Origin of the sequence: Phenylobacterium haematophilum, from assembly GCF_014196295.1 — a bacterium.
Classification (GTDB): Bacteria; Pseudomonadota; Alphaproteobacteria; order Caulobacterales; family Caulobacteraceae; genus Phenylobacterium; species Phenylobacterium haematophilum.
Window position 1 is genome coordinate 71208 of sequence record NZ_JACIDK010000006.1, and the last position, 20605, is coordinate 91812.

Consider the following 20605-nt stretch of genomic DNA (forward strand, 5'->3'; position numbering starts at 1 on the left):
GCAACGCCATGTCGGGTTCCCCGGATAGACCGCCGCCGATCAGGCGGCCTTTTTCGGCGCCCTGGACCGGCCGGCGGCGCCCACGTCGAACCTGAAGACGGCAGCCGAGCGTCATCGCAAGACCGTGGAGTCCCGATGACCGGGTCGGCGTCCGAGCGGCGGAACCGAGGCCACGGCCGCGGCGTCGGGGCCTCGACCCCAGATGGCCGGAGCGGGGCGACCCATGGGTGATCTCGTTCCGATGATGCCGGCGGCGACCTTCGCCGCCCTGGAGCGGCTGCTTGAGGTGGCGCGCGCCGACACCCATCAGGCCCGCTACGTCGGCAACTTCCTGCTGGCCTGGTGGAATGCGCCCGATCTCGGCGGATTCGACCTGACCGACGCCTGGGGCCTGGACGAGAGCCTGCGCGAGGACTTGGTGACGCTGTTCGGGTTCATCGCCCGCAATAAGGTCTATCCCAGCGCCTACAGCTTCCGGACCGAGTTCGAGGACCTGGTCCGCCGCTGGCGACCGGAGGCCTCGCCAAGGACGCCTGACCGGCGGCCGACATGCGAGGCGAGGGCGTAAGGTTACGCATCGTCGTCACGAACCTGATGGCGCCAATATGCCGCCGCCGCCGGTGTCCGTGGACGGCGCGCCCAGGGGCGGCGGGCCCCGCGTGAGGAGGTCCCCATGATGGAGATGGAGACGGAGACCAGCGACCTGGCCCAGGCGACGGGGCTGGCGATCTCGCTTATCGGCCTGCTGCTGGAGGGCCGCGCGATCCTCCCCAAGGGCGAGTTCGGCCGGCACCTCGCCAACCTCGCCCAGGTCACGGCGGAGGTCGACGTCGGGCAAGGCGACATCCTGGAACACTGGGCGGCGATATTGGCGCAGATGAGCCCCCGGCCGGCGCACTAGCCGCCGGCGAGCGGCTACGCGACGGGCGGGGCTGGAAGCTGACGGGCCAGCCAGTCCGAGCAGTCGATCCAGGTCAGGCTCTTGCGCGCACCCAGGTCGAGCAGCTGGGCGCCGCCGCCGAAGGCGTCGAGGCGGGGCCGGGAACAGGTCAGGCCCAGCAGAAGCCCCACCGCCCCTTGAGGTCGAAGGTCTCGGCGCAGAGCAGCGCGAAGGCGATGACGTGCTCTGGCTCGCCGCAGTCTTCGTCGCGCAGCCACAGGGCTGACGAGGACCCGGTCGCCGCCTGGGCGACGAAGCCGATCGACAGCCCGTCGTCGGCCTCCAGGTCCTGCGCCATGCGCGCATAAAGCGCGAGCGCCGGTTCGATATTGCCGGCCCCGACCTCGAGCAGGCACGAGAAGTGCGTGAAATAGTCGGCCATGTCGGCCTCCCGAAAGGGCGATAGCCCGGCCGTCGGCCGGGCTATCGCTTAGGTGAGCAGGAAGGGTGGTCAGGCGGCGATCTGGACCGCCGCCTCGTCCGGGCCGGGGGCGGCGGTTTCGCCGGCGTCGTCATCCGCCTCGACCTCGACGCTCCGATCCCAGGCCAGGGCCGAGGGCGCCCATTGCCGTTCGGCGGCGCATTCGGCGACGAAGGCCACCAGGTCGTCCTTCTTCAAGGTCTTGGCCCGGTCGTCCTCGACGCCCATCTCCTCGAGCAGCGCCAGCAGCTGCTTCTTGGAGTGGACCGCCAGATATGCGGCGTCCGGGGTCCAGTGGGCCGAGATGTCGGCCCCGCAGAGCGCGGCGATCTCGGCCGCCTCGGCGCGCGCGGCGTGGCGGATCAGCGAAGTGCGCCCCTCGCGCAGGTTCAGCGAGACGGCCGTCAGCTCGGCCAGCAGCGCCATCTTGTCCCCGTGAGCCAGGGTCTCCACCCAGGTGATCGGGCGCAGACCCGACGCCTTGTAGGCCGCCCGCCGCGCGTCGAGCCGGTCGCGGACCTCCCCGTCGAGGGCGGGGATGGGGGCGGTCGATCCCCGGCTGTAGCGCACACCCGAGATCTGCAGGGCGGCGGTGTCGAGGCTGCCGGCCGAGTGCAGCGCCAGCTGCTTGAACAGCTGCGCCACCAGCACCGTCAGCGCCGCGCCCGGATCGTCGGCCAGGTCGCGGATCAGGCCGCGCGTGGCGACGTCGGTGCGGGTCTCGTGGAAGACGTGGCTGGAACCCTCCACCTCGACATCGGCCTTGGGGACCTCGACGTCGGCCGAGCTGCGGCCGTAGCGGCCACCGACCTCGACGCCGTCTTCGTCGTCGTCCTCGTCGGCCTCGCCCTCGATCTCCTCCGGCAGCTCATCGGCCGGCAGGGGAACCGCGTAGAAGGTGGCCGAGAACCCGTAGTCGGAGTCGGCCGGCGACAGCATCACCGCGCCGATCTTGTCGCGGCTGAGCGGGGCGCCGGCGACGGCCGCCATGGCCGAGACCAGCGGCCCGAACACCGCCGTCGTCTCCTCGCCCTGCGGGTCGACATCCTGCAGCGCCGAGGAGAGCTGGGTGACCCGGTAGCGGGCGTCGTCCAGCGCCTTGACCTGGGCCTCGGTCAGGTCGGGCCGGTAGACGTAGGGCAGGCGGGAGAAGCCGTCCGGCGCGCCGAAGGCGCCGTCCTCGCCGAGATAGACCGCCAGGCCCTCGACCTTCAGATGATCGATCATCGGCTGGACGCGCTCGCGCCACGCCGCCTGGAGGATCTCCGGATCGAGCACGGCGTCCGGCAGCTCGCCGAACAGGTCCGAGGTCACCCGGCCGCCGGCGGCGAGGTAGCGGTCCATCCCGACTAGGGTGAACCGCGGATCGTCGGCCGTGGCGCGGCCGCGCTCGACGACGGCGCGGATCTGATAGTCCTGGAAGTAGCCGTCCAGCGCGGTCTGGGCGATCTCGGCCTGCTGCTTCTTGTCGGGCAGGCGCGCGAACAGGCGCACCTGCTTCAGGGTCAGCTTGCCCTTGCGCAAGGCGGTCAGCACCGACGGGTGAACGGCGGCCAGAGCCTCGAGCCGCTTGATCTCCAGCTCGGCGTAGCCCAGCGCCTTGGCGATGGCGGCGGTGTCCATCTTGGCCTTGCGCAGCCGGCCGATGGCCACGATCACGTCGGCGACGTGGACCGGGGCGTGCTCGGTGTTGGGCAGGACGATGGCTGCGGCCTGCTGGGCCTTGGTCTCCGCCAGCAGGCACTCGACCTGGTAGTCGTCGGTGATGTCGCCGCGGTCGCGCAGCAGTAGCAGGCCCAGCCGCCGGCGGCGGCCGTCCAGCGCCATGAACGGCTCTTCGCCCTTGCGACCCGGGCGGACGATCGGCGGGATCACCACCCCGGCGGCGAGGATGGTGTCGGCAAGCTGCGGCACGCCCTCGTCGGCGGGCTCGGCGTAGCGAAGGTTCTCCTTCGCCAGACCCAGGTCGCCCAGGCGGACCTGGACGCGGGCCATGGCGACGGGCGCGGCGGCGGTTTCGGGAACTTCAGAGGTGAGGTCGGTCATCGGTATCAGGCTCCAGCGCCTGGGCGAGGGTCATCCTGCCCCTGGGCGCGCCCACCCCAGCCCTTCCTCCGGCCTTTGGCGGGGTCGGGCCAGACGCCGGCCCCTCAGGCGGGCCGCGCCGCCTCGTTCCAGTCTCCATGCGGCTCGGGCGGCAAGGCGATGGTCGGCGCCACGCCCTGGCGGCGCAGCCGCGCGGCCAGGATCTCGGCCGACGCCTCGCCGTCCTTGCCCCGGTCCGCGGCGATCAGCACGCGCCGCACGCCCTCCGGCGCGGACCAGCTCCTCAGGTTCCGCGTCGAAAGCAGGGCCCAACCGGGCAGGGCGAACCGTTCGGTCGCCGACAGGGCGGTGAACACCCCTTCGGCGACCAGCATCTCCGGCGCGGCGGGGTCCAGCCGCACGGCGCTGCCGGGCGGGACCGGGCCCACGGTCTTGCGCGGCAGCCGCAGGTCGAGGGCCCGCTGACCGTTGGCGGCGAGATAAGTGACCTCCACGGCGCTGAAGGATCCGTCGGCGGCGCTGATCGCCACCAGCAGGGCAGGGCGGCGATAGCGGCTCTCGGCGTAGGCGGAGACCGGGGTCTCACCGGCGTGCCGCAGGACCTGCGGCCCCGGCAGCGCGCGTTCGATTTGGCGCAGTCGGCAATGCCGCTCGGCCAGAGCGCCAGCGACCGGCCGGCCGGCCTCCCACAGACGCCGTGCGGCATCGAGTCGGCGGACGTCCGGCTTATGCGCGCTCGCCTGGTCGACCCCCTCGCCGAACGACACCGAGCGGGGCGCATTGTCGGCGTCGATCAGCCGCTTGGCGCGCAAGTCGTCGAGCACGGCCTGCCAGTCGCCGTCGCCGAAGGTGTGGACAATCACCCGATCGTCCTTCAACAGCAGCGAGACGGAACGGTCGGCGCGGCTGTGGCCCGGCGCCGGGATATTGGCGCGCCGGCCGCCGTCATAGAGGTCGCCGCCCAGGACCTCGACGATCGCCCTCAAGGACATGGCCGGCTCCCGGGCCGCAGGGGTTGCGCAGATCTCGGCATGGTCTCGGCTCCTTGGCGTCCGCGACGCTCCTCTGTTCGCCCCCCGCCGCCCTTCCCCAACCTTTGGCTCGACCTTGGGCTAGGTCCGATCCTCACCCCCGCCCGGAAAGGCCAGGTAGAGCACGATGGCGGCCCCGGCCACGCCCAGCGCCCACCAGGTCAGGGGGCCTGGCTGCTCGGGATCGGCCAGAATGTCGGCGACGGTCACGCCGACCATCAGCATCGGCACGGCCAGCAACAGCTCGCGGGCGCGTCGCCAGATGCGCCCGAACCGGGCGCGGCGGGTCGTCGACGTCGGGCCGTTCATCGTGCCTCCTGGAGCGTCCGGTCCGAGCGAGGACCGGCGTCGGGCAGGCCGAGAGCGGCGACCCATCGTCAGGCGTGCCGCAGCACCGGATAGAGCATGGCCCTTTTCGGTTAGAAAGTCACCTGTCGCACCCCTGGAAAGCTCCGCTCGGAGACGGCGTGGGGGACATGGTTTGCTCCCCGCTGAAGCCCGGCCGATAGGCGGTCTCTTCGTCTGGCGTTCTGGCCGGCGACGGCTTGCAGCCTCGTCCGGCGCCGCAACGCGCGGCGGCTAAGGCTTTCTTCCCCGGCGCGATGCGCCTCCTCGCGCGGCAACAAAGCCGCCGCCGGCGTCTGACGCCCTGGCGGGTGCGGCGCCGCTCCGCGCCGGCCTCCTGAGCGCCATCGAGACCGCGATCGGCGCGGTCGAGATCAGACAGGAGCAAGACCATGGCCACCATCGGAACCTTTACCCGCCGCGGTGACACCTTCCACGGGGCGATCCGCACCCTCAGCCTCGACGTGGAGCTAGATATCCGCAGAGCGGACAAGGCCAGCGACAACGCGCCGGATTACCGCATCTTCGCCACCGGCACGGGCCGGGGACCGGAGGAGACGGACGCCGAAATCGGCGCCGCGTGGAGCAAGACCAGCGCCCAGCAGCGGGACTACCTCTCGGTGAAGCTCGACGATCCGGCCTTCGCCGCCCCGCTGTTCGCGACCCTGGTCGAAGACGCCGGCGGCGATCGCTTCAGCCTGATCTGGACCCGGTCCTGACGGTCGTGGCGCCGGGCCTGTCGCGGCCGGCGCCACCTTCCCTTAGGGGGCGTTGCGGGGCAGGCTGTGCCAAAACTCGGCGGCACAGAGCACCGGCGACTGCAGCGAAGCGCCGTGCGGCTCAGGCCGCTGGCGTTAGACGCTCCGCACCGAAGGCGTTCACCGCGTGGAGGATGTTGAAAGCCAAGATCGAGAGCGCGGCCTCCGCTTTCACCGCTCTGAGCCCTCGTGTGAGGAATCTGCCGCCGCCCGACATTCGCTTAATCGTGCCGAACGGGTGCTCAACAGTACATCGGCGCGTCACCATCAAGCTCGGATCGGCGTAGATCCTAGCCTCCATCCGATCGAGGGCCGCCTGATCGAAAAGTCGATGGATCGTCCTCTGGGCGCCGGGCGTGCATCGGGATTTCAGTCGACAGTCCTTGCACGTGGACGTTCGGTATCGGATGGCGCGGTTGCGCGTGTGCTTGCCCGACGGCCTCAGGGTCTCGCCGGCCGGACATCGGATGGTGTCGGACACTTCATCGTAGGTAAACTGGATCGGCCGGAAGAAGTCGGAGCTCATCGCGCCACGCTTGATCGGCGCAGCCACCTCGATGTTGTCACGCTCACATTCGGCGACAGCCTGGGCGTTCGAGTAGCCGCCATCGGCCAGGATTTTGAGCCGGTCGATCTCCAACACCTCCATCGCCGCCAGCGACATGGGGTGAAGGAGTTGGCTGTCGTTCGCCTCGTTGGCGACGTCGTGATGAATGATCAGTCCGCTGTCGACATCGACGACGCTTTGCATGTTGTACGCAGGGAACTTGGGCGCGCGGCCGTAGCCCATAGGCTTGGCGTCAGGCTCGCCGAAAACGAGCACCTTCTCATCGCGATCCGCCAAAACCTGCTGGCGGCGCACAAGACGATCCTTTCGGCGGCGCAGAGCGGCGATTGCATCCGTAAACGCCTGGCGGTGCTTCGGCTGATCGTCGAAGCCCTTGGCCGACGCCTCGTCCATGATGTCGAGCCGGTCCAGGTAGTAGCCGATCTCCTTTTCCGTGTGCGCCAGGTCGCGCGCAAGCCGATCTGCGCCGGCGATATTCTTGGAGCTGGCGACCGCGCGCATCTTGGTCCCATCCAGCGCGACGAGACGGCCGCTGATCAGGCCGGCTTCCCTGCAGAACTGAATAAAGGCGGCGCTCGAAGCGATGATGGCTTCCGGGTTGTCGTGCCGGAAGGCGGCGATCGTGCGGTAGTCTGGGGCCAATCGGCGGAGCAACCAGAGCGCTTCAAGGTCGCGAGTGCATGCGCGTTCCAGATGGCGCGAGGATCGGAGCTGGTTGAGATAGCCCCAGATATAGAGCCTGAGCATGTCGCCCGGGCGGTAACCAGGACGGCCGGTGGACGCGGCGACGGTGCGGCCAAAACCCAGTTCAGTCAGGTCGAGACTGGCGACGAACGCATCGACGATGCGCACGAGCGCGTCCGGGGCGACATAATCGTCGAGGCAAGGCGGAAGCAGGCTGGCCTGACCGCGTTCTGTTCCTTCGATAAAGCTCACGAACACCTCAGGGCAGGCCTGAATCAGGTGTAGATTCTAGTAGTGTTCGCGCCTCTCGGACAGACGTAGTCACAGTCTTGCGTTCGTACACTGAGATTTTCCTACATCGGCCGAGGGCCTTCAGTCTAAGGCATTGGCGAGCGCTACAGCATGTAACCCAGGTCCGATGCGCCGGTCGGATAGGCGAACATGGTGGAGCGAAGGTCGGCGGCGGTCAGGCCGTGGCGGATCGCCAGGCCGAAGAGGTTGATCACCTCGTCGGCGCCCGGCCCCACAAGATGCGCGCCGAGGACCAGGTCACTGTGCTCCTCGATCAGCACCTTGTGGCCGTAGACCCGCTCGGCCAAGCGGCGGGCGGTGAACCAGTCCGGCGTCGAGGCGGCGTTGATGCGGAACACCAGCCCGCGGCGACGGGCCTCCGCCTCCGAGAGTCCGACTGCGGCGATCGGCGGCACGGTGAAGGCAACGCTCGGGACCCCGCGATAGTCCGGCTTGCGCGACGTGCCGTCCAACAGGTTGGCGGCCACCACCCTGGCGTCGTGGCTGGAGACCGGCGTCAGGGGCGGCCCGACGCCGGCCGCGTCGCCAGCGGCATAGACCCGCGGGTTGGAGACGCTTTGCAGATGGTCGTTTAGCTGCATGCGGCCGTCGCGCACGGTGACCTGGCCCGCCGCGAGGTCCAATGCGTCGAGGTCGGGCCCGCGGCCTGCGGCGTGCACCACCAGTTCGGCCGGGACAGCGAGGTCCGGCGCGCCCGGACGGCTGGCATGGACTAGCAGGCCGCCCTGGACCGGCTCGACACGGGTGACCGTAGCGCCGGTCTCGACGGCGATGCGGAGTTCATGGAAGCGCGGCATGAGCCAGCCGACCAGGTCGGGATCGAAATTCGGCAGCAGCCGCGCAGGCCGTTGCAGGATGGTGACCTCGGCCCCGGCGCGCGCCGCCAGGTGCGAGAATTCGGCGGCGACGTAGCCGCCGCCGATCAGCACGATCCGGCGCGGGAGGCGTTCAAGCTCCATGAAGGTGTCGCTCGTGACGACCAGTCCCTCGCCCGGGATGCCAAGCGGGATCGGCCGCGCCCCGGTAGCGATCAGCACGTGGCGGGCCTGCAAGGTCCGGCCGTCCACCTCGATCGTGTCTGGGGCGGCGAAGCGGGCGAGCCCGTGGACGGCGTCGACGCCCAACTCGGCGTAGCGATGTTCTTGTTTGGCGGGGATGGGATCGGTGAAGGTCCGCTTGAACCCCATCAGGCCGGGCCAGTCGATCGCTAGGGCGCCTTCGACGCCATGCCCGGCCATGCGCCTGGCCGCGTCGATCGCTTCCTCGCCGCTTACCAGCATCTTCTTGGGATCGCAGCCGCGGAGCGCGCACGTGCCGCCGAACGGCCGGTGATCGATCACGGCGACGGACCAGCCGGCGGCGCGGACCTTCGCAACGGCAACCTGGGCCGCCGTGCCGCTGCCGATGACGATCAGGTCGTAGGCCATGGCCGCAACTCCATCCGCATCGGCGCGAAGATCGCGCGGCCGACCTCCAGCGCTTCGGACAGGCTCAGGCGCACCCCGTCCTGACCGGCGGCCAGGCTGTTCGTGCGCCAGGTCTCCAGGTGAGCGTCATCGCAGAAGAAGGCCTGCAGGGTGCAGAGCGAAGACGCCGCGCAACCGGCGGCGTAGCGATGGCCGGACCAGACGACGATCCCCGAAGGCTCGACCTGATCCAGTTGGCGGCCGTGGCTCCGTGTGTGGATGGCGAGCGCACGGGCGCACTGACGGCACGCCGAGCGGACGGTGATGTCGCGCTCCAGCATCGCCCCGACGCCGAGCGCGTCGATGGCGCACATGGCGCCCACGGAGAGCCCGCCGGTCTCGACGTGATGCTCAGTCGGACCATCGGTGAACGGATAGGCGCCGCCTATCCGGCCGGCAACGTTGAGAATGAGGAGGTCGCGCCCGGCCAGACGCCGCAGCACGCTGTCGGTCTCAGCGATGGCGAGTCCGGCCCCGGCGGCGACGTCCGCGGCCTCCGGAGCGTGCCCGCTCATGGCGTAGGCGCTCAGGACGATGCCGTGGATTCGGCTCTCGGTCTCATCCAGCCCATCCCACTTGGGGCCGATGAAGGCCTCGACGACGGCCCTCAGGGCGTTTTGGGCCTGTGGTGTCGTGACCGCTCCCCAGTCTGGGATGATCACGCCGCCTCGAAACTCGACGGCGGGCCATCCGGTGGCTTCAGCGTGTGAGGTGGGCGTCGTCATCACGCGCGCTCCGCTCGCCACCCAAACTGAACCTTCAACCGGCGCAGCAGGAAAGCTGTTTCACATCCTTGGAGAAGGTCTGGGCCGCGAGCTTCAGGCCTTCCACCATGGTCAGATAGGGGAACAGCTGGTCGCCCAGCTCGCCGACGGTCATGCGCGCCCGGATGGCGAGCGCGGCCGTCTGGATGATCTCGCCCGCCTCCGGCGTCACCGCCTGGACGCCAATGAGCCGGCCGCTACCAGCTTCGGCGACCAGCTTGATGAAGCCGCGGGTGTCAAAGTTGGCGAGCGCGCGCGGGACGTTGTCCAAGGTCAGGAGCCGGCTGTCGGTCTCGATCCCGGCGCGGTGGGCCTCCGCCTCGCTGAGCCCGACCGTGGCGACCTGCGGATCGCTGAACACGACCGCCGGCATCGTGGCCAGGTCCAAGGCGGCCTCACCGCCGGTCATGTTGATCGCCGCCCGGGTTCCGGCCGCCGCCGCGACATAGACGAACTGAGGCTGGTCTGTGCAGTCGCCGGCGGCGTAGATGTGCGGCGTGCTGCTGCGCATGGCCGTGTCGATCACGACGCCGCCCTGCGCGTTGACGGCGACGCCGGCCGCCTCCAGGACAAGCGTCCGGGTGTTGGGCGCCCGGCCCGTCGCGACGAGCAGCTTGTCCACGCGCAGTTCGCCCTGGCCGGTGGCGAGGACGAACTCGCCATCGGCGTAGGCGACCTTGCTCGCCTGGGTGTGCTCCAGCACCTCGATGCCCTCGGCGCGGAAGGCGGCCGTGACCGCCTCGCCGATGGCCGGGTCCTCACGGAAGAACAGGGTATGGCGCGCCAGGATCGTCACCTTGCTGCCGAGCCGAGCGAAGGCCTGGGCCAGTTCGACAGCGACGACCGATGAGCCGATCACCGCTAGGCGCGATGGGAGGGTCTCGCTCTCAAGGGCCTCCGTCGAGGTCCAGTACGGCGTATCCGACAACCCCAGAATGGGCGGCTCGGCCGGGCTGGCGCCGGTGGCGATTAGGCAGCGTTCGAAGGTCACATGTTGCTCGACCCCGTCGGACTGGCGCACGAGCAGGCTGTGGGCGTCCGCGAAGCGGGCCTCGCCGCGCAGCACCGTGATGGACGGGGTGTCGGCCAGGATGGTCTCGTATTTCGCCTGCCGCAGCTCATCGACGCGCGCCTGCTGCTGGGCCAGCAGCTGCTCGCGCAGGATCGCTGGCGTACAGGCCCCGATCCCGTCATCGAACGGGCTTTCGCGACGTAGATGGGCGATATGCGCCGCGCGGATCATGATCTTGGACGGCACGCAGCCGACGTTGACGCAGGTTCCGCCAATGACGCCGCGCTCGACAAGGGTGACCTTCGCGCCCTGCTCGACGGCTTTCAGCGCCGCCGCCATCGCCGCGCCGCCGCTGCCGATGACGGCGATGTGCAGCGGGACGCCGCCGGCGCCGCGTTGCGCGCCGCCCGCGTCGGCGACCGAGGCGCGATAGCCGAGCGTCGCGACCGTGGCCGCAAGGGCCTCGGAGCTAACCCCCGCATCGGCCGCGATCTCCGCGCGCGCCTTCAGATAGGAGACGGCGGCCGAGCGCACGCCTGGGACGCGCTCCAACGCCTCCCTCACGTGCGTGGCGCACGAGTCGCAGGTCATTCCGTCAATGCGCAGGGCGATCGCGGCGGTCACGGGGCAGGCTCCTCAGCGCTTCACGGTGGACGGGTAGCCCGCGCCCGCCGTCGCCTTGGTCAGGGCGGCGACCGTGGTCTTGGCGTCATCGTAGGAGACGACGGCCTCGCGCTTTTCGAAGCTGACCTCGGTTTTCTCGACGCCGTCGACCTTGGCAAGCGCCGTCTTGACGGTTATCGGGCAGGCCGCGCAGGTCATGCCGGGCACCGCCAGGGTGACCGTCTTCGTCGCGGCCCACGCGGGCGAGCTGAGCGCGCCCATCAGGGCGATCAGGGAGACGAGCGTCTTCATGGGGACTTCCTTTCAGTAGAACAGGGGCAGGACGTAGGGGAACGCCAGCGCGACAAGGACGAGCGCTGCGACCGCCCAGAAGATGACCTTGTAGGTGGTCCTGACCTTGGGCACGGCGCAGACTTCGCCGGGCTCGCAGGCGCGGGCCGGGCGAAAGATTCGGCGGTAGGCGAAGACCATGGCGATCAGCGCTGCGCCGATGAACAACGGACGATACGGTTCCAGCGCGGTCAGGTTGCCGATCCAGGCGCCGCTGAACCCGAGGGCGACCAAGACGAGCGGGCCGAGGCAACAGGTCGATGCCAGAATGGCGGCTACGCCTCCTAGCGCCAACGCACTGCGGCCGCTTTTGGGTTCTGACAAGTCGACTCTCCTTCCGATCAACTCCGCCATCACGTTAGGAAACAGCCCTTTCGCGGGGTGGCGCGGGCGCATTGCGAGGCGGTGCAGCGAGATCCCAGATCGCGACGACCACCATCAAGGTCAGTCCGGGATAGAGGAGCCACGCCGTCGGCCAACCGCGGGTGGCCATGAGCAAAGCCGCCGCCAGCACCAAGATCGGCCCGATGACGCTCAGCGCCATTCGCGGCCACCGGCGATGGCGAAGTCCGCCGACCACGTTGGCGACGAGGGCGATCACGGCGAACAGCGGCAGGAGGTAACGAATAAAGACGCCTTCGTACTGGCTCAGAAACCCGAGGCCCAGCGCGGCGCCAAGGCTCGCAAGAGCCGGGAAGCACGCCGCGCAGCCCATGGCGGTGACGATCGAGCCGATGACGCCCGCCTTGTCGGCCGCGCGGGTGAGGGGATTCTGGATGGGCATCGCAATAGCCTCGGCGACTTCGTGGAACCGTCAGAGCGACGCTACAATCAGGACTGCAGCTTGCCCGTGGGGGCTGAGGATCACTACATACGATCTGTAGCGACTACAGACTCAAGCCCAAAATTGAGAGGCGCGAACAGCATGGCGGATACCGCGATTCCGATTGGCGAACTGTCCCGGCGCACGGGCTGCAACATCGAAACGATCCGCTACTACGAGCGGATCGGCCTGATGCCGGCCCCGCCCCGGCGGGGCCGCTACCGGAGCTATGGCGCGGACGACGTGGGCCGCCTCGGCTTCGTGCGACGGGCCCGCGAGCTGGGCTTCACGCTGGACGAGGTGCGCGCCCTGCTGGGCCTTGCAGGCGGCGGGCACGCGTCCTGCGCCGAGGTGCGCAACCTCGCCGCATCGCATCTGAAAGACGTGCGCACGCGCATCGCCGACCTGAAGCGGATGGAGCGGGTGCTGGCCGACTCGGTGCGGGCTTGCGACGCGGGGCAGGATCCAGGCTGTCCGCTGATCGAGGCGCTCCGCGCCGCCTGAGCGGCTGCGATATGATCGTGGCGGCTGCGACTTTTAGCACAGCCTGGGGGTCCTCCCCGCTGGTGGGGGTCGCCGCAGACATCTCGGGGCTGCGGCGCAGGGGGAGGGCGCTCCCCCACAAATGTGAATTGCCCAACCGTCAGGCGCCCCGCTACTGTGCCAGTCCAAACGTCAGACCGTGCCCTAACGCCACGTTTGAGAGCATTAGGCTCTAGTCTTCCCTCTGCGTCTGTTCTTGGTTCGGCGAACACCACTCTTACTTGATCGCGCTGGAAGTGTGGGCTGTCCAATATTCTACTCTGGCGATCATCCACTTCAGGCGCTGCAATAAAACCCCGGCGGCGCAATCATATCTGTACGGCGCGCCGGCTCGTTTCCTGATACGGATTCACGGGATTCGCGATGCTTAACGGGGCTATATCCATTGCCGAAGAAGGACGACAAGCGGGCGGCGCCGGCAGGCCGTGACGACGAGGTGTGGATCGCCGCCCACAATCCCGAACACGCCATCCGCGTGCGCAGTCTCACGGCCTATCTACAGAACGGCGGCGGCCTGAAGGATGTCCGCTTGGTGCAGGGGGAGGACCGCTGCTGGACGATCTTCGTGCGCCTGAGCAGCCGACCCGGCGAGCACCGGGTCAATATGTTCAAGTCCGACAAGCCCAAGACCTACCGCGACGTGGACCTGGCGCTCGCCTGCGTCCGCGAGGACTTCGGCTATTATGGCCCGGTGACCCTGGTCACGGAGCTCACCGCCCCGACTTGAGGGCGAAGCCGGATCCTCGCAGGACCGGGCCCGCCCTTTCCTTCGCCCCGCCAGCGCTGCGCGCGGCAGCCTGAGGCTGGCCCATCCTGGCGGGTCTGTCGCGGATGCGGGCGCGGTCATCGCTTGCGCACCGTCACCACCACCCGCTCGACCCACACGCCGACCCGGTCGGCGGCCAGTTTTACCGCCTCGACGTAGTCCCGCTTGATCTTGTCGGCGGCGATGCCGGTCGGGGTCGAGAGGGTCAGCACCCCGTCGGCGATGCCGTGGAAGCCGATCCGGCCGAACCAGCTGCCAAAGGCGCCCTCCTTGATCAGCCGCCGCAGCTCGGCGCTGATCTCCGGCCATGGCGGGTCCTCGCTCCCCGGCGCGAACATCAGCGGTGGCGGATCGTCATCGACGGGCGGTTGGGTGAAGTCGGCGGGCTGCAGGGCCGTCTCCAGCGGCGGTAGGTCGCCCTTGCGGCGCAGGATCCGCGCGAGGTTCAGCCGCAGGTCGGCCGCGCCCTTTTCCTGGGTGGCCAGCTTGCCGAAATAGGAGCAGGCGCTGCGCACCTCTGGGTCCTCCAGCGCGATGGCCAGCATGACCACCACGCGGATACCATGCCGGGCCCAACCCCAGGCGACGGTCTGTTCGTTGTTGCGATCCGGCTCGGGAAGCAGCTCCCCGGCGGCCATGGCGATCCGGGCGGCGTCTTCCGGTGTCGCCGCGGCTGGGTTGGCGAGCACCTCGGGGCGTACCAGCGGAGCTAGGCGCGGACAGGCCTGGACGGCGCTCCGCAGCTCCTGGCGCACCATTTCCGCGTACGCCGACGGCGCCGAACTCGCGCCGCCAAAGCCGCTGGCTCCCTCCGAGGAGCCAATGGCGCTGTCCTGTCGGGTGCGCTGGCGTTTGCCCGAGTTGGTTCTGGTCTGTCCGAGCTCAGGCCGCGTAGCGGGCTGACTTAGTGAACCATGTCGCGGCGCAGCCGCGTCCTTCTCTTGTACAGGAGAACTAGAGTTCTTATGGGACTGTTCTAGGCGCCGGGATTCCGGCGCCCGGGCGCTATATTTCATCGGGAAGGCGACCGCCTCCGAATACATCGCCCTGCGGGCGGCCGCCGCCTCGCGGATCGCCGCGTCCACCGCCTCCAGCTCGTCGAGACGCGCCATCAGCGGGCGCAGGTCATAGGCCTCGAGCCCGGCCGGCCGATTGGCGCGAGTGTAGTCGCGCACCATGAAGCCGGCGGCCTCCAGGGCGCGCCGGTTGGCCCGGGCCTGGCTCTCGCTGCAGCCCAGATAGTCAGCCACCAGGCTGGTCGAGGGCCACACGCAGGCGATGTCCTGTTCCAGGCGGTCCTGGTTCAGGTGCTCGACATAGAGCAGTAGGGTCAGGCGCTGCGGCGCGCTGAGCTCAGGGGTGCCTTTCAGCACGGCGGCGGCGACACGGGCGATGCTCTCGCCCGGGCGCCAGCGCCAGGCCTCGGCCTGGGCGCAGACCTGTTCGAAATTGTCTGCGCGCTTAGCGAAGCCTGGCCGCCATTCCTCGGAATGAGCGGTTTGCAATGGTTGTCCCTTCAATGGGACGAGCCCGGCCCGACGCGGAAGTCTGCGGACGAGAAGACAATAGGTCTCCTGTTCGGGCCCTTGACGACGCGAAAAACGCCGCCTAGATTCAACCCGATCTTGAGCCGCCTCTCACAACGGCCGTCCGAATTTTCCGAGAGCCTCCAGCGCCAACTGGGGGCTTTCGTCGTTTTGGGATCTCGTCGCTAGGTCAAGGTGTGGTCCTCATTGGATGATGCGGCCGAGCTCGATCGGCCGCAGGGCGGCGTCCGGCAAGTCGCGTCCAGGCCGAAGCCTCAGGCGTGAGCAAGCAGGCAGAAAAGCGGGTCAGGTTGGTTTCACAGGTCGTCCTCCGGTCGGAAGACGAGGCGCGTAAACGGTTGAATCCCGGCCGTGAAACCGGCCGCACTGCGCCGTTTGGGGCCTTGACGACGTCAGGAACGCTGCCTAGGATTTTCCCCATCGAACGCCGCGCCCAGCGACACATCGAAATTTCCGAGAGCCTCCAGCGCCAACTGGGGGCTTTCGCCGTTTTAGAGCCTCGACTTTAGGTCATGCTTGAGTCCTCGTTCGCCGCATCCCGCTGATTCGGCACGTGATTCGGCAGAGATGGAGCGTGGGGTGAGTCTGTCCGCGGCCCAAGGCCTCGCCCTCGGTCAGCGCCGGGCGATCCCGGGCCGGCGCCTGCTCAATCCGGCCCCGGCGCCGGCTGTTCACCCCGGCGATGTCGGTCCTAGTGATAGCCAGCGGGCTTGGTCGCCCGCTGGCCGACCGACCTCAGGCCTGATCGCAACGTGGAGACTGACCGCCACGGTTCTGACCTGCGGTATGCATCTTGTCCTGCTGCCTGGCTCATCGCGTTGCCGCAGACGCCGCGTCGCGGCGCTGTCGGCCGCCAGACTTCTGACCGGACGCGGCCCTCGTGCAGTGGGCGCGTCGCCAGCTGCTGGCTAGCGGCGCCCCGGCCTGGCTGGATTGGTCGGCGTGGCGAATGACGACATGCACCTGCGCGACATTGGCATCGTCGGCTACGCGGCGAGTTCCCCGCAGCGATGCCGATATTGTTTCGCCGGACCGCGGCCGCCAAGCTGGCGCAGCGATAGGCGATGTCCCGCCCGCTAAGAGCGGCGCTCTCCGCCGCGCGCGCGCCGCCACGCCTGAAAGCCCTTATCGCCCTCGATGAACGTCGCCAGGATATGCGCGGCGAGGATGTCGAGTTCGATGGCGCCGTTCTCTTCGGCGTACGCCGCCTGATATTCAGCAAGATCCACGGCCGCCTTGCCCTTCAACTTGAGCCGCAGATCGACCACCTTCTCCTCGGTGTCGATCTTCGGCAGGGCCAGGCTGGTCTTGGCTTCACGCGCCATGTCGCTCTCCAGGTCTCGAGGATTAGAATGGGGGCATGCCGCGCCGCTCAGGGGTAGGGCGCGAGGATCATGTCCTTGCTGACCAAAACACGCAGCGGCCAGCCAGCGCGCACCATCAGCGTTGGCTGGCGGTTGAGGTCGCGGCCGGTGATCTGCTGGCCCACTATCTGAGCGGAGTTGGCCACGCCGCTGCCGACGCTGTTGATCACCAGTCCGCCCGAGCTGCGCGTGCCCGCGTCCTGGGCTGCGGCCGCGCCGACGCTGAACAGCGTCGATAGCAGAACGCCACGAGCGAGCTGGCCGAAGTGGCCATCGCGGCGGTCCTGCAGGCCCGCCGCCCCGCTCAGGTCCGCGCCGGTCATCGACCCGATGTTGATTGAGCGGCCGTCGGGCATGATGATCCGGTTCCAGGCCACCATCAGCCGGTTCTGACCGTAGGCGATCTGACTGTCGTACTGGCCGATCAGCCGCGATCCCTGCGGGATCAGGACGGTGCGGCCGGTGCGGTGATCGTAGACCGGCTCGGTGACCTGGGCGATCACCTCGCCCGGCAGATCCGAGTTCAAGGCCGTGATCAGCGCCGCCGGGATGATGGCGCCCGCCTTCACCTCCCAAGGGCTGGCCGCCGGTCGAAGGGGGTTGAGAAGATAGTCTTCGGCGCGAGAACTCTGCGCGAACTGCACCTTGGCCGCTTGGCCATTGCCGGGCTGGACCTCGCCCGGCGCGGCCGCACCGCCGACCCCGCCGCCGGGCGCTGTGGCCGCGAGGGTCATCCCCGGGGCTGACGCCTGCGCTTGCGGCGGCGCCCCGCCGAAGAAGGGCCCCGATGCACGGGCGGCGATCGCTTGCTCCTGGGCGGCCTGCACCTGCGGATCGACGGGTGGGGGAGGGGGAGGGGGAGGGGCTGCGGCGACCGCCCCGCCCGCTGCAGGATCCACCGCCCCGGGGGCGAGAGCAGGCGGCGGCAGCCTGGCGAAGCCCGGCTGGCCAGGCCCGGCCTGGACGGTCGGATCGCCATAGCCGGCCGCGTAGCGGCCAGCGATCGCCGGGATCTGCGACGTGTTGGTGTCGATATTGGCCTGCTCGTCGACCGGGCGGGTCTGTGGGCGATGGGCGCCCCCGAACCCGACATAGAAGCCGAGCCCCACCAGGCCGGCCAGGACGGCGGCGCCGGCCAGCAGATAGCGACGGTTCCACCGGGTGACCGGCGCGCGCGGAGCGGCGAGCACGCTCTCGGAAGACGCCTTCGGCTCCACGAGCGGCGGGGCCTGCGATTCGAGCGGCGGATCAGGCGGAAGATGCGACATGACGTCAGCTCCGCTTGCCGGTGCGGGTGATGCGGACGACGGTCTGGCGCTTTTCGCCAAGCCGCAGCTCGGCGACGTCGATCAGCCGGTCGACGACGTAGTAACCGTTCAGGTAGCGGTAGTTGACGAGCTGGGCCTGCCTGTCCGCGCCGATGACGAACAGTGGCGGCGCCTCGCTGGCCCCGAGGTTGGTCGGAAACTGGATGTAGGTCTTCAGGCCGTCATCGAAGACCCGCAGCGGCTGCCAGTTGGGCGACTTCGATTTGATCGGTCGGATGTCGTAGTCGAAGTGAAGCTGGTCCACGGCGAGCCCCGACGCCACCACCCCCCGCGCGTCGGCGGCCTTGGCCGCCTGGGCCTCGCGCGCCTCGTCCAGCGCGTAGGTCCAGTTGACCACGCTGGTGTAGGCTTCGCCCTCGCGGCTGACCGCCTCGAGCAGATAGGTCCGCTGGTCCGTGGTGAGGATCACATTGGTGCGCAAACTCCCGCGCGTCGGTTTCAGCATCACCAGCACCTGCTCGGAAACGCCCGAGCCCTGCACAGTCTCGCCGAGCACCCAGCGCACCGTGTCGCCGGCCGCCTTCGAGATGAGCTTCTCGCCGGGCCGCAGGGCGATCACGGTCAGGAATCGCGGGCTCGTATTCACCGTGTAGAGCCGGCCGGGCTCGAAGGCGTAGTAGAGCGCGGCGTTGACATAGGCGCCGCTGGCGGGGAGGTCGCGGCTGTGCGCATTGGCGGAATAGACCGTGCGATATCCAGGCGCCGGCCGGGACCGCGCTGGACGGGGCGCTGGCTTCGCCGCCACCGGCGGGGCCGCAGCTGCCGCCGCCGGCGCGGCGGGACGCTGGACCTGGGCCAGCGCAGGACCGGCCAGGGGCGAGAACGCCAGAACGGCCATGGCCGCGAGGGCGACGCGAGAATGCGGGTGAGTGAGGGTCATAGCTCGCGACTCCACTGAAACGCGGTGATGTAGATCCCCAGAGGATTGGCCCGTAGCTCCGCCTCGTTCTTGGGCGGGTTGACCTTGGTAGTGAAAAGGCCGGTCCAGTTCTCGGTGAGGCCGCTGGCGCCGGCGTTGAACGTCGTCTCGCGCCACTGCACTTGGTAGGTGTTCGGACTGCGGGGAAGCACGGAGACGATTTCGACATTGACCGCCTGCGTGCCGGCGTTGGCAAACGGGTCGTTGGCCTTGGCGTAGTCGTTGAGCTGGCCGATCGCGCCGCCGGCGACGAAGTGGTAGGCCCCCGTCCAGTTGTCCCGGATGACGATCGGATCGATGCTCTTGGATCGTGTCCGCCGGACCCAGTCGGCGAGGAAGTAGCCGATCTCGGCGGTGGCCGGCTGATAGGTCCGGCCCGCCAGCTCAATGCGGCCGGGGCGACCGTATTTGTCGATCGGCACGACGTAGGTGGCGATGTTGGTGTTGGTCGATTGCCAGATCAGGCCGCCCACCGACAAGGCGGTGATCCCCATGCAGATGAAGGCCGCGAGCCGCCAGTTCTTGGCCTGAACGGTCGCTGAGCCGAGGCGCATGTCCCATTCGCGGGAGGCGCGGAGATAAGGGGTCTCCACCGGAGCCGAGCTGCCATAGCGGTCGTTGGGGCGCTTGAAGGGGTTCATCAATCCAATCCGGTTCAGGCTTCGCGATCGGGATCGTCACCCCGCCGCGTCGCCGTTGCGGGCATCCCCGGCGTGATGTCGTTGGCCGTACTGGTGGCCGCCGCGAAGCTCCCCTCGGCTGCGGCCCGCACTCCGCTGCGGCGTTCGCGGGTTCGCGCCACGGTGTCGGCCGCCGAAGGGGCTGGGGGAGGTGGCGGCGAGCCTTCGCCGCCGCCGTCGGCTTCTCCACTCGAGCGATTGGCGAACCGGCGAGCCGAAGCGACGGCGCTCGAAACGGGGGCCCGCGCGAACTCGGCCGCGGCGCCGCCGAAACCGCCACCACCGCCGCTACCGCCGCCGCTCGGACCGCCACCTCCGCTCGGGGACCCACCGCCTGGCGGGATTGCGCCTGCGGCGGCTTGAGCGGCCGCAACCTTCTGGCCTCCAGCCGCCCAGCCGCCTGCCACGGCGCCGCCGATTGTCCGACCAGCGAGCGCAACACCGGCCACACCTGCCGCGACACCGGCCGCGCCCATGAGGCCGCTGCCGGCGCTGAGTTGCGGGCCGCCAGAAACTAGCGCCCCAGCGATCGCCGGGACTTTCAGCGCGAGCATCATCAGGAAAATGGCGGAAAGGAGCAGTCCGCATTCTTCGCCGATTGTAGGCTCAGCAGAGAGCGTGAAGGTCTTATAGATATTGATGCCGACGCCGAGGATTACACCGAGGGCCATCATCTTAAGGCCGACAGATACGACGTATCCGATAGCCCGCTCCGCCATAAACGACGTCTGGGTGAGCACCCCAAACGGTACCGTGACAAACGCAATCAGAGTGACGAGATGGAACTCTATGATCGTGACCGCGATCTCGATCGCCAGAACAATGAAAGCAAGCAAAATGCCGATAGCCGCGACGGCGGCGATTAGTATGGCGTCAATGTGCTGGAGAGCGCCGAAGCCAGCATTTTGCGAGGCAAGCTGGCCAATATAGTCGACCAGCTTCACGACAACCTGCATGCCAGCGTCGACTGCTGTCGTCGGAGCGTTTTTGAAATCGCTAAACGTCGAAGGCCCGCCGCCGGCCCTTAGGCCGAGCATGGCGAAGCCATTCACGACGGTGGCGCTCAGCGTCTGCCAGGAACTCACTAGCCAGGCGAAGAAGCCCACAAGCAGTATCTTGCGAACAAAGCTCGCCATGATGTTTTGAGTTTCATCAATGGCCCAGAGGATCGCCGTCAGTGTGATGCTGATGACAACTAGCGTCGCCAGGATCGCCTGGACATCGCCAGCGATCAGGCCAAAGCCACTATCAATTTGACCCGTGAAGCGACGAATAAACTCGTCCAACGCGGCTGGACTCGCGGTTGCCATATTACGTACTCGTAGATTTGACTA

General features: G+C 68.7%; 23 protein-coding genes and 1 pseudogene. 6 read left to right on the plus strand and 18 right to left on the minus strand.

All coding sequences use genetic code 11. From position 1 onward, the window contains the following. Window positions 1–43: 43 nt before the first annotated feature. The 3 genes and pseudogenes from GGQ61_RS22750 to GGQ61_RS17820 all read left to right on the plus strand — a co-directional run. Window positions 44–139, plus strand: a pseudogene (locus GGQ61_RS22750) (hypothetical protein); the annotation flags it as partial. 84 nt (window positions 140–223) lie between these two features. After that, window positions 224–568 (plus strand): DUF7673 family protein, encoded by a 345-nt coding sequence (locus GGQ61_RS17815; protein WP_246371047.1) that lies wholly within the window; start codon window positions 224–226, stop codon window positions 566–568. A gap of 105 nt (window positions 569–673) precedes the next feature. Then, entirely contained in the window at window positions 674–901 is a 228-nt protein-coding gene (locus GGQ61_RS17820; protein ID WP_183775833.1) for a hypothetical protein, read from the plus strand. Between the two features lie 14 nt (window positions 902–915). Here the strand turns inward: GGQ61_RS17820 and GGQ61_RS22320 are convergent, their stop codons facing one another. The 5 genes from GGQ61_RS22320 to GGQ61_RS17840 all read right to left on the minus strand — a co-directional run bounded on the left by GGQ61_RS22320 (window position 916) and on the right by GGQ61_RS17840 (window position 4747). Beyond that, window positions 916–1071, minus strand: a complete 156-nt coding sequence (locus tag GGQ61_RS22320; RefSeq protein WP_246371049.1) for a hypothetical protein — start codon at window positions 1069–1071, stop codon at window positions 916–918. After that, window positions 1050–1322, minus strand: coding sequence for a hypothetical protein (locus tag GGQ61_RS17825; RefSeq protein WP_246371051.1), 273 nt, complete (start codon window positions 1320–1322; stop codon window positions 1050–1052). The genes GGQ61_RS22320 and GGQ61_RS17825 overlap by 22 nt, the downstream gene beginning before the upstream one ends. A gap of 69 nt (window positions 1323–1391) precedes the next feature. Further along, entirely contained in the window at window positions 1392–3407 is a 2016-nt protein-coding gene (locus tag GGQ61_RS17830; RefSeq protein ID WP_183775835.1) for a ParB/RepB/Spo0J family partition protein, read from the minus strand. Between the two features lie 104 nt (window positions 3408–3511). Beyond that, window positions 3512–4399 carry a toprim domain-containing protein gene (locus GGQ61_RS17835; RefSeq protein ID WP_183775837.1) on the minus strand — a complete coding sequence of 296 codons (888 nt, stop codon included), beginning with the start codon at window positions 4397–4399 and terminating at the stop codon, window positions 3512–3514. 120 nt (window positions 4400–4519) lie between these two features. Continuing rightward, entirely contained in the window at window positions 4520–4747 is a 228-nt protein-coding gene (locus tag GGQ61_RS17840) for a hypothetical protein (protein WP_183775839.1), read from the minus strand. Window positions 4748–5175: 428 nt separating this feature from the next. Here GGQ61_RS17840 and GGQ61_RS17845 point away from each other — a divergent pair, with 428 nt between their 5' ends. Then, window positions 5176–5502, plus strand: a complete 327-nt coding sequence (locus GGQ61_RS17845; RefSeq protein WP_183775841.1) for a DUF736 domain-containing protein — start codon at window positions 5176–5178, stop codon at window positions 5500–5502. A 121-nt stretch (window positions 5503–5623) separates the two neighbouring features. On the opposite strand, the gene GGQ61_RS17850 is transcribed toward GGQ61_RS17845, so the two are convergent. The 7 genes from GGQ61_RS17850 to merC form a co-directional block, all read right to left on the minus strand. Continuing rightward, entirely contained in the window at window positions 5624–7045 is a 1422-nt protein-coding gene (locus tag GGQ61_RS17850; protein ID WP_172274881.1) for an IS1182 family transposase, read from the minus strand. 143 nt (window positions 7046–7188) lie between these two features. Further along, a complete protein-coding gene (locus GGQ61_RS17855) occupies window positions 7189–8532 on the minus strand; it encodes a dihydrolipoyl dehydrogenase family protein (protein ID WP_172274878.1) in 1344 nt (447 codons plus the stop codon). After that, on the minus strand, window positions 8517–9296 hold the full coding sequence (locus GGQ61_RS17860) for an alkylmercury lyase family protein (protein ID WP_172274875.1): 780 nt from the start codon (window positions 9294–9296) through the stop codon (window positions 8517–8519). The genes GGQ61_RS17855 and GGQ61_RS17860 overlap by 16 nt, the downstream gene beginning before the upstream one ends. Window positions 9297–9330: 34 nt before the next feature. After that, the gene (merA, locus tag GGQ61_RS17865; RefSeq protein ID WP_172274872.1) at window positions 9331–10971 is read right to left on the minus strand and encodes a mercury(II) reductase; all 1641 of its coding nucleotides are present in this window, start codon (window positions 10969–10971) and stop codon (window positions 9331–9333) included. Between the two features lie 12 nt (window positions 10972–10983). Then, window positions 10984–11262 carry a mercury resistance system periplasmic binding protein MerP gene (gene merP / locus GGQ61_RS17870; RefSeq protein ID WP_172274869.1) on the minus strand — a complete coding sequence of 93 codons (279 nt, stop codon included), beginning with the start codon at window positions 11260–11262 and terminating at the stop codon, window positions 10984–10986. Window positions 11263–11274: 12 nt separating this feature from the next. Beyond that, complete coding sequence (merT, locus tag GGQ61_RS17875) at window positions 11275–11625, minus strand: mercuric ion transporter MerT (protein WP_183775843.1); 351 nt, start codon at window positions 11623–11625, stop codon at window positions 11275–11277. Between the two features lie 34 nt (window positions 11626–11659). Next, window positions 11660–12085: an organomercurial transporter MerC gene (gene merC, locus GGQ61_RS17880; RefSeq protein WP_172274863.1), complete on the minus strand. Its 426-nt coding sequence runs from the start codon at window positions 12083–12085 to the stop codon at window positions 11660–11662. A 141-nt stretch (window positions 12086–12226) separates the two neighbouring features. Between merC and GGQ61_RS17885 the strand changes: the two genes are divergently transcribed. Continuing rightward, window positions 12227–12628, plus strand: a complete 402-nt coding sequence (locus tag GGQ61_RS17885; protein ID WP_172274861.1) for a MerR family transcriptional regulator — start codon at window positions 12227–12229, stop codon at window positions 12626–12628. 424 nt (window positions 12629–13052) lie between these two features. Further along, entirely contained in the window at window positions 13053–13394 is a 342-nt protein-coding gene (locus GGQ61_RS17890) for a hypothetical protein (protein ID WP_183775845.1), read from the plus strand. 116 nt (window positions 13395–13510) lie between these two features. Here GGQ61_RS17890 and GGQ61_RS17895 read toward each other — a convergent pair whose 3' ends face one another. The 6 genes from GGQ61_RS17895 to trbL all read right to left on the minus strand — a co-directional run bounded on the left by GGQ61_RS17895 (window position 13511) and on the right by trbL (window position 20557). Then, window positions 13511–14938: a DnaA N-terminal domain-containing protein gene (locus GGQ61_RS17895; protein WP_183775847.1), complete on the minus strand. Its 1428-nt coding sequence runs from the start codon at window positions 14936–14938 to the stop codon at window positions 13511–13513. A gap of 1118 nt (window positions 14939–16056) precedes the next feature. Further along, complete coding sequence (locus GGQ61_RS17900) at window positions 16057–16305, minus strand: DUF2274 domain-containing protein (RefSeq protein WP_183775849.1); 249 nt, start codon at window positions 16303–16305, stop codon at window positions 16057–16059. Between the two features lie 47 nt (window positions 16306–16352). Continuing rightward, on the minus strand, window positions 16353–17612 hold the full coding sequence (locus tag GGQ61_RS17905) for a TraB/TrbI/VirB10 family type IV secretion system protein (protein WP_183775851.1): 1260 nt from the start codon (window positions 17610–17612) through the stop codon (window positions 16353–16355). A gap of 4 nt (window positions 17613–17616) precedes the next feature. After that, a complete protein-coding gene (gene trbG / locus GGQ61_RS17910; RefSeq protein ID WP_183775853.1) occupies window positions 17617–18552 on the minus strand; it encodes a P-type conjugative transfer protein TrbG in 936 nt (311 codons plus the stop codon). Further along, window positions 18549–19232 carry a conjugal transfer protein TrbF gene (gene trbF / locus GGQ61_RS17915; RefSeq protein ID WP_183775855.1) on the minus strand — a complete coding sequence of 228 codons (684 nt, stop codon included), beginning with the start codon at window positions 19230–19232 and terminating at the stop codon, window positions 18549–18551. Before trbF ends, trbG begins: the two co-directional genes overlap by 4 nt. Before the next feature lie 14 nt (window positions 19233–19246). Beyond that, the gene (trbL, locus tag GGQ61_RS17920; protein ID WP_246371056.1) at window positions 19247–20557 is read right to left on the minus strand and encodes a P-type conjugative transfer protein TrbL; all 1311 of its coding nucleotides are present in this window, start codon (window positions 20555–20557) and stop codon (window positions 19247–19249) included. Between the last annotated feature and the right edge of the window lie 48 nt (window positions 20558–20605).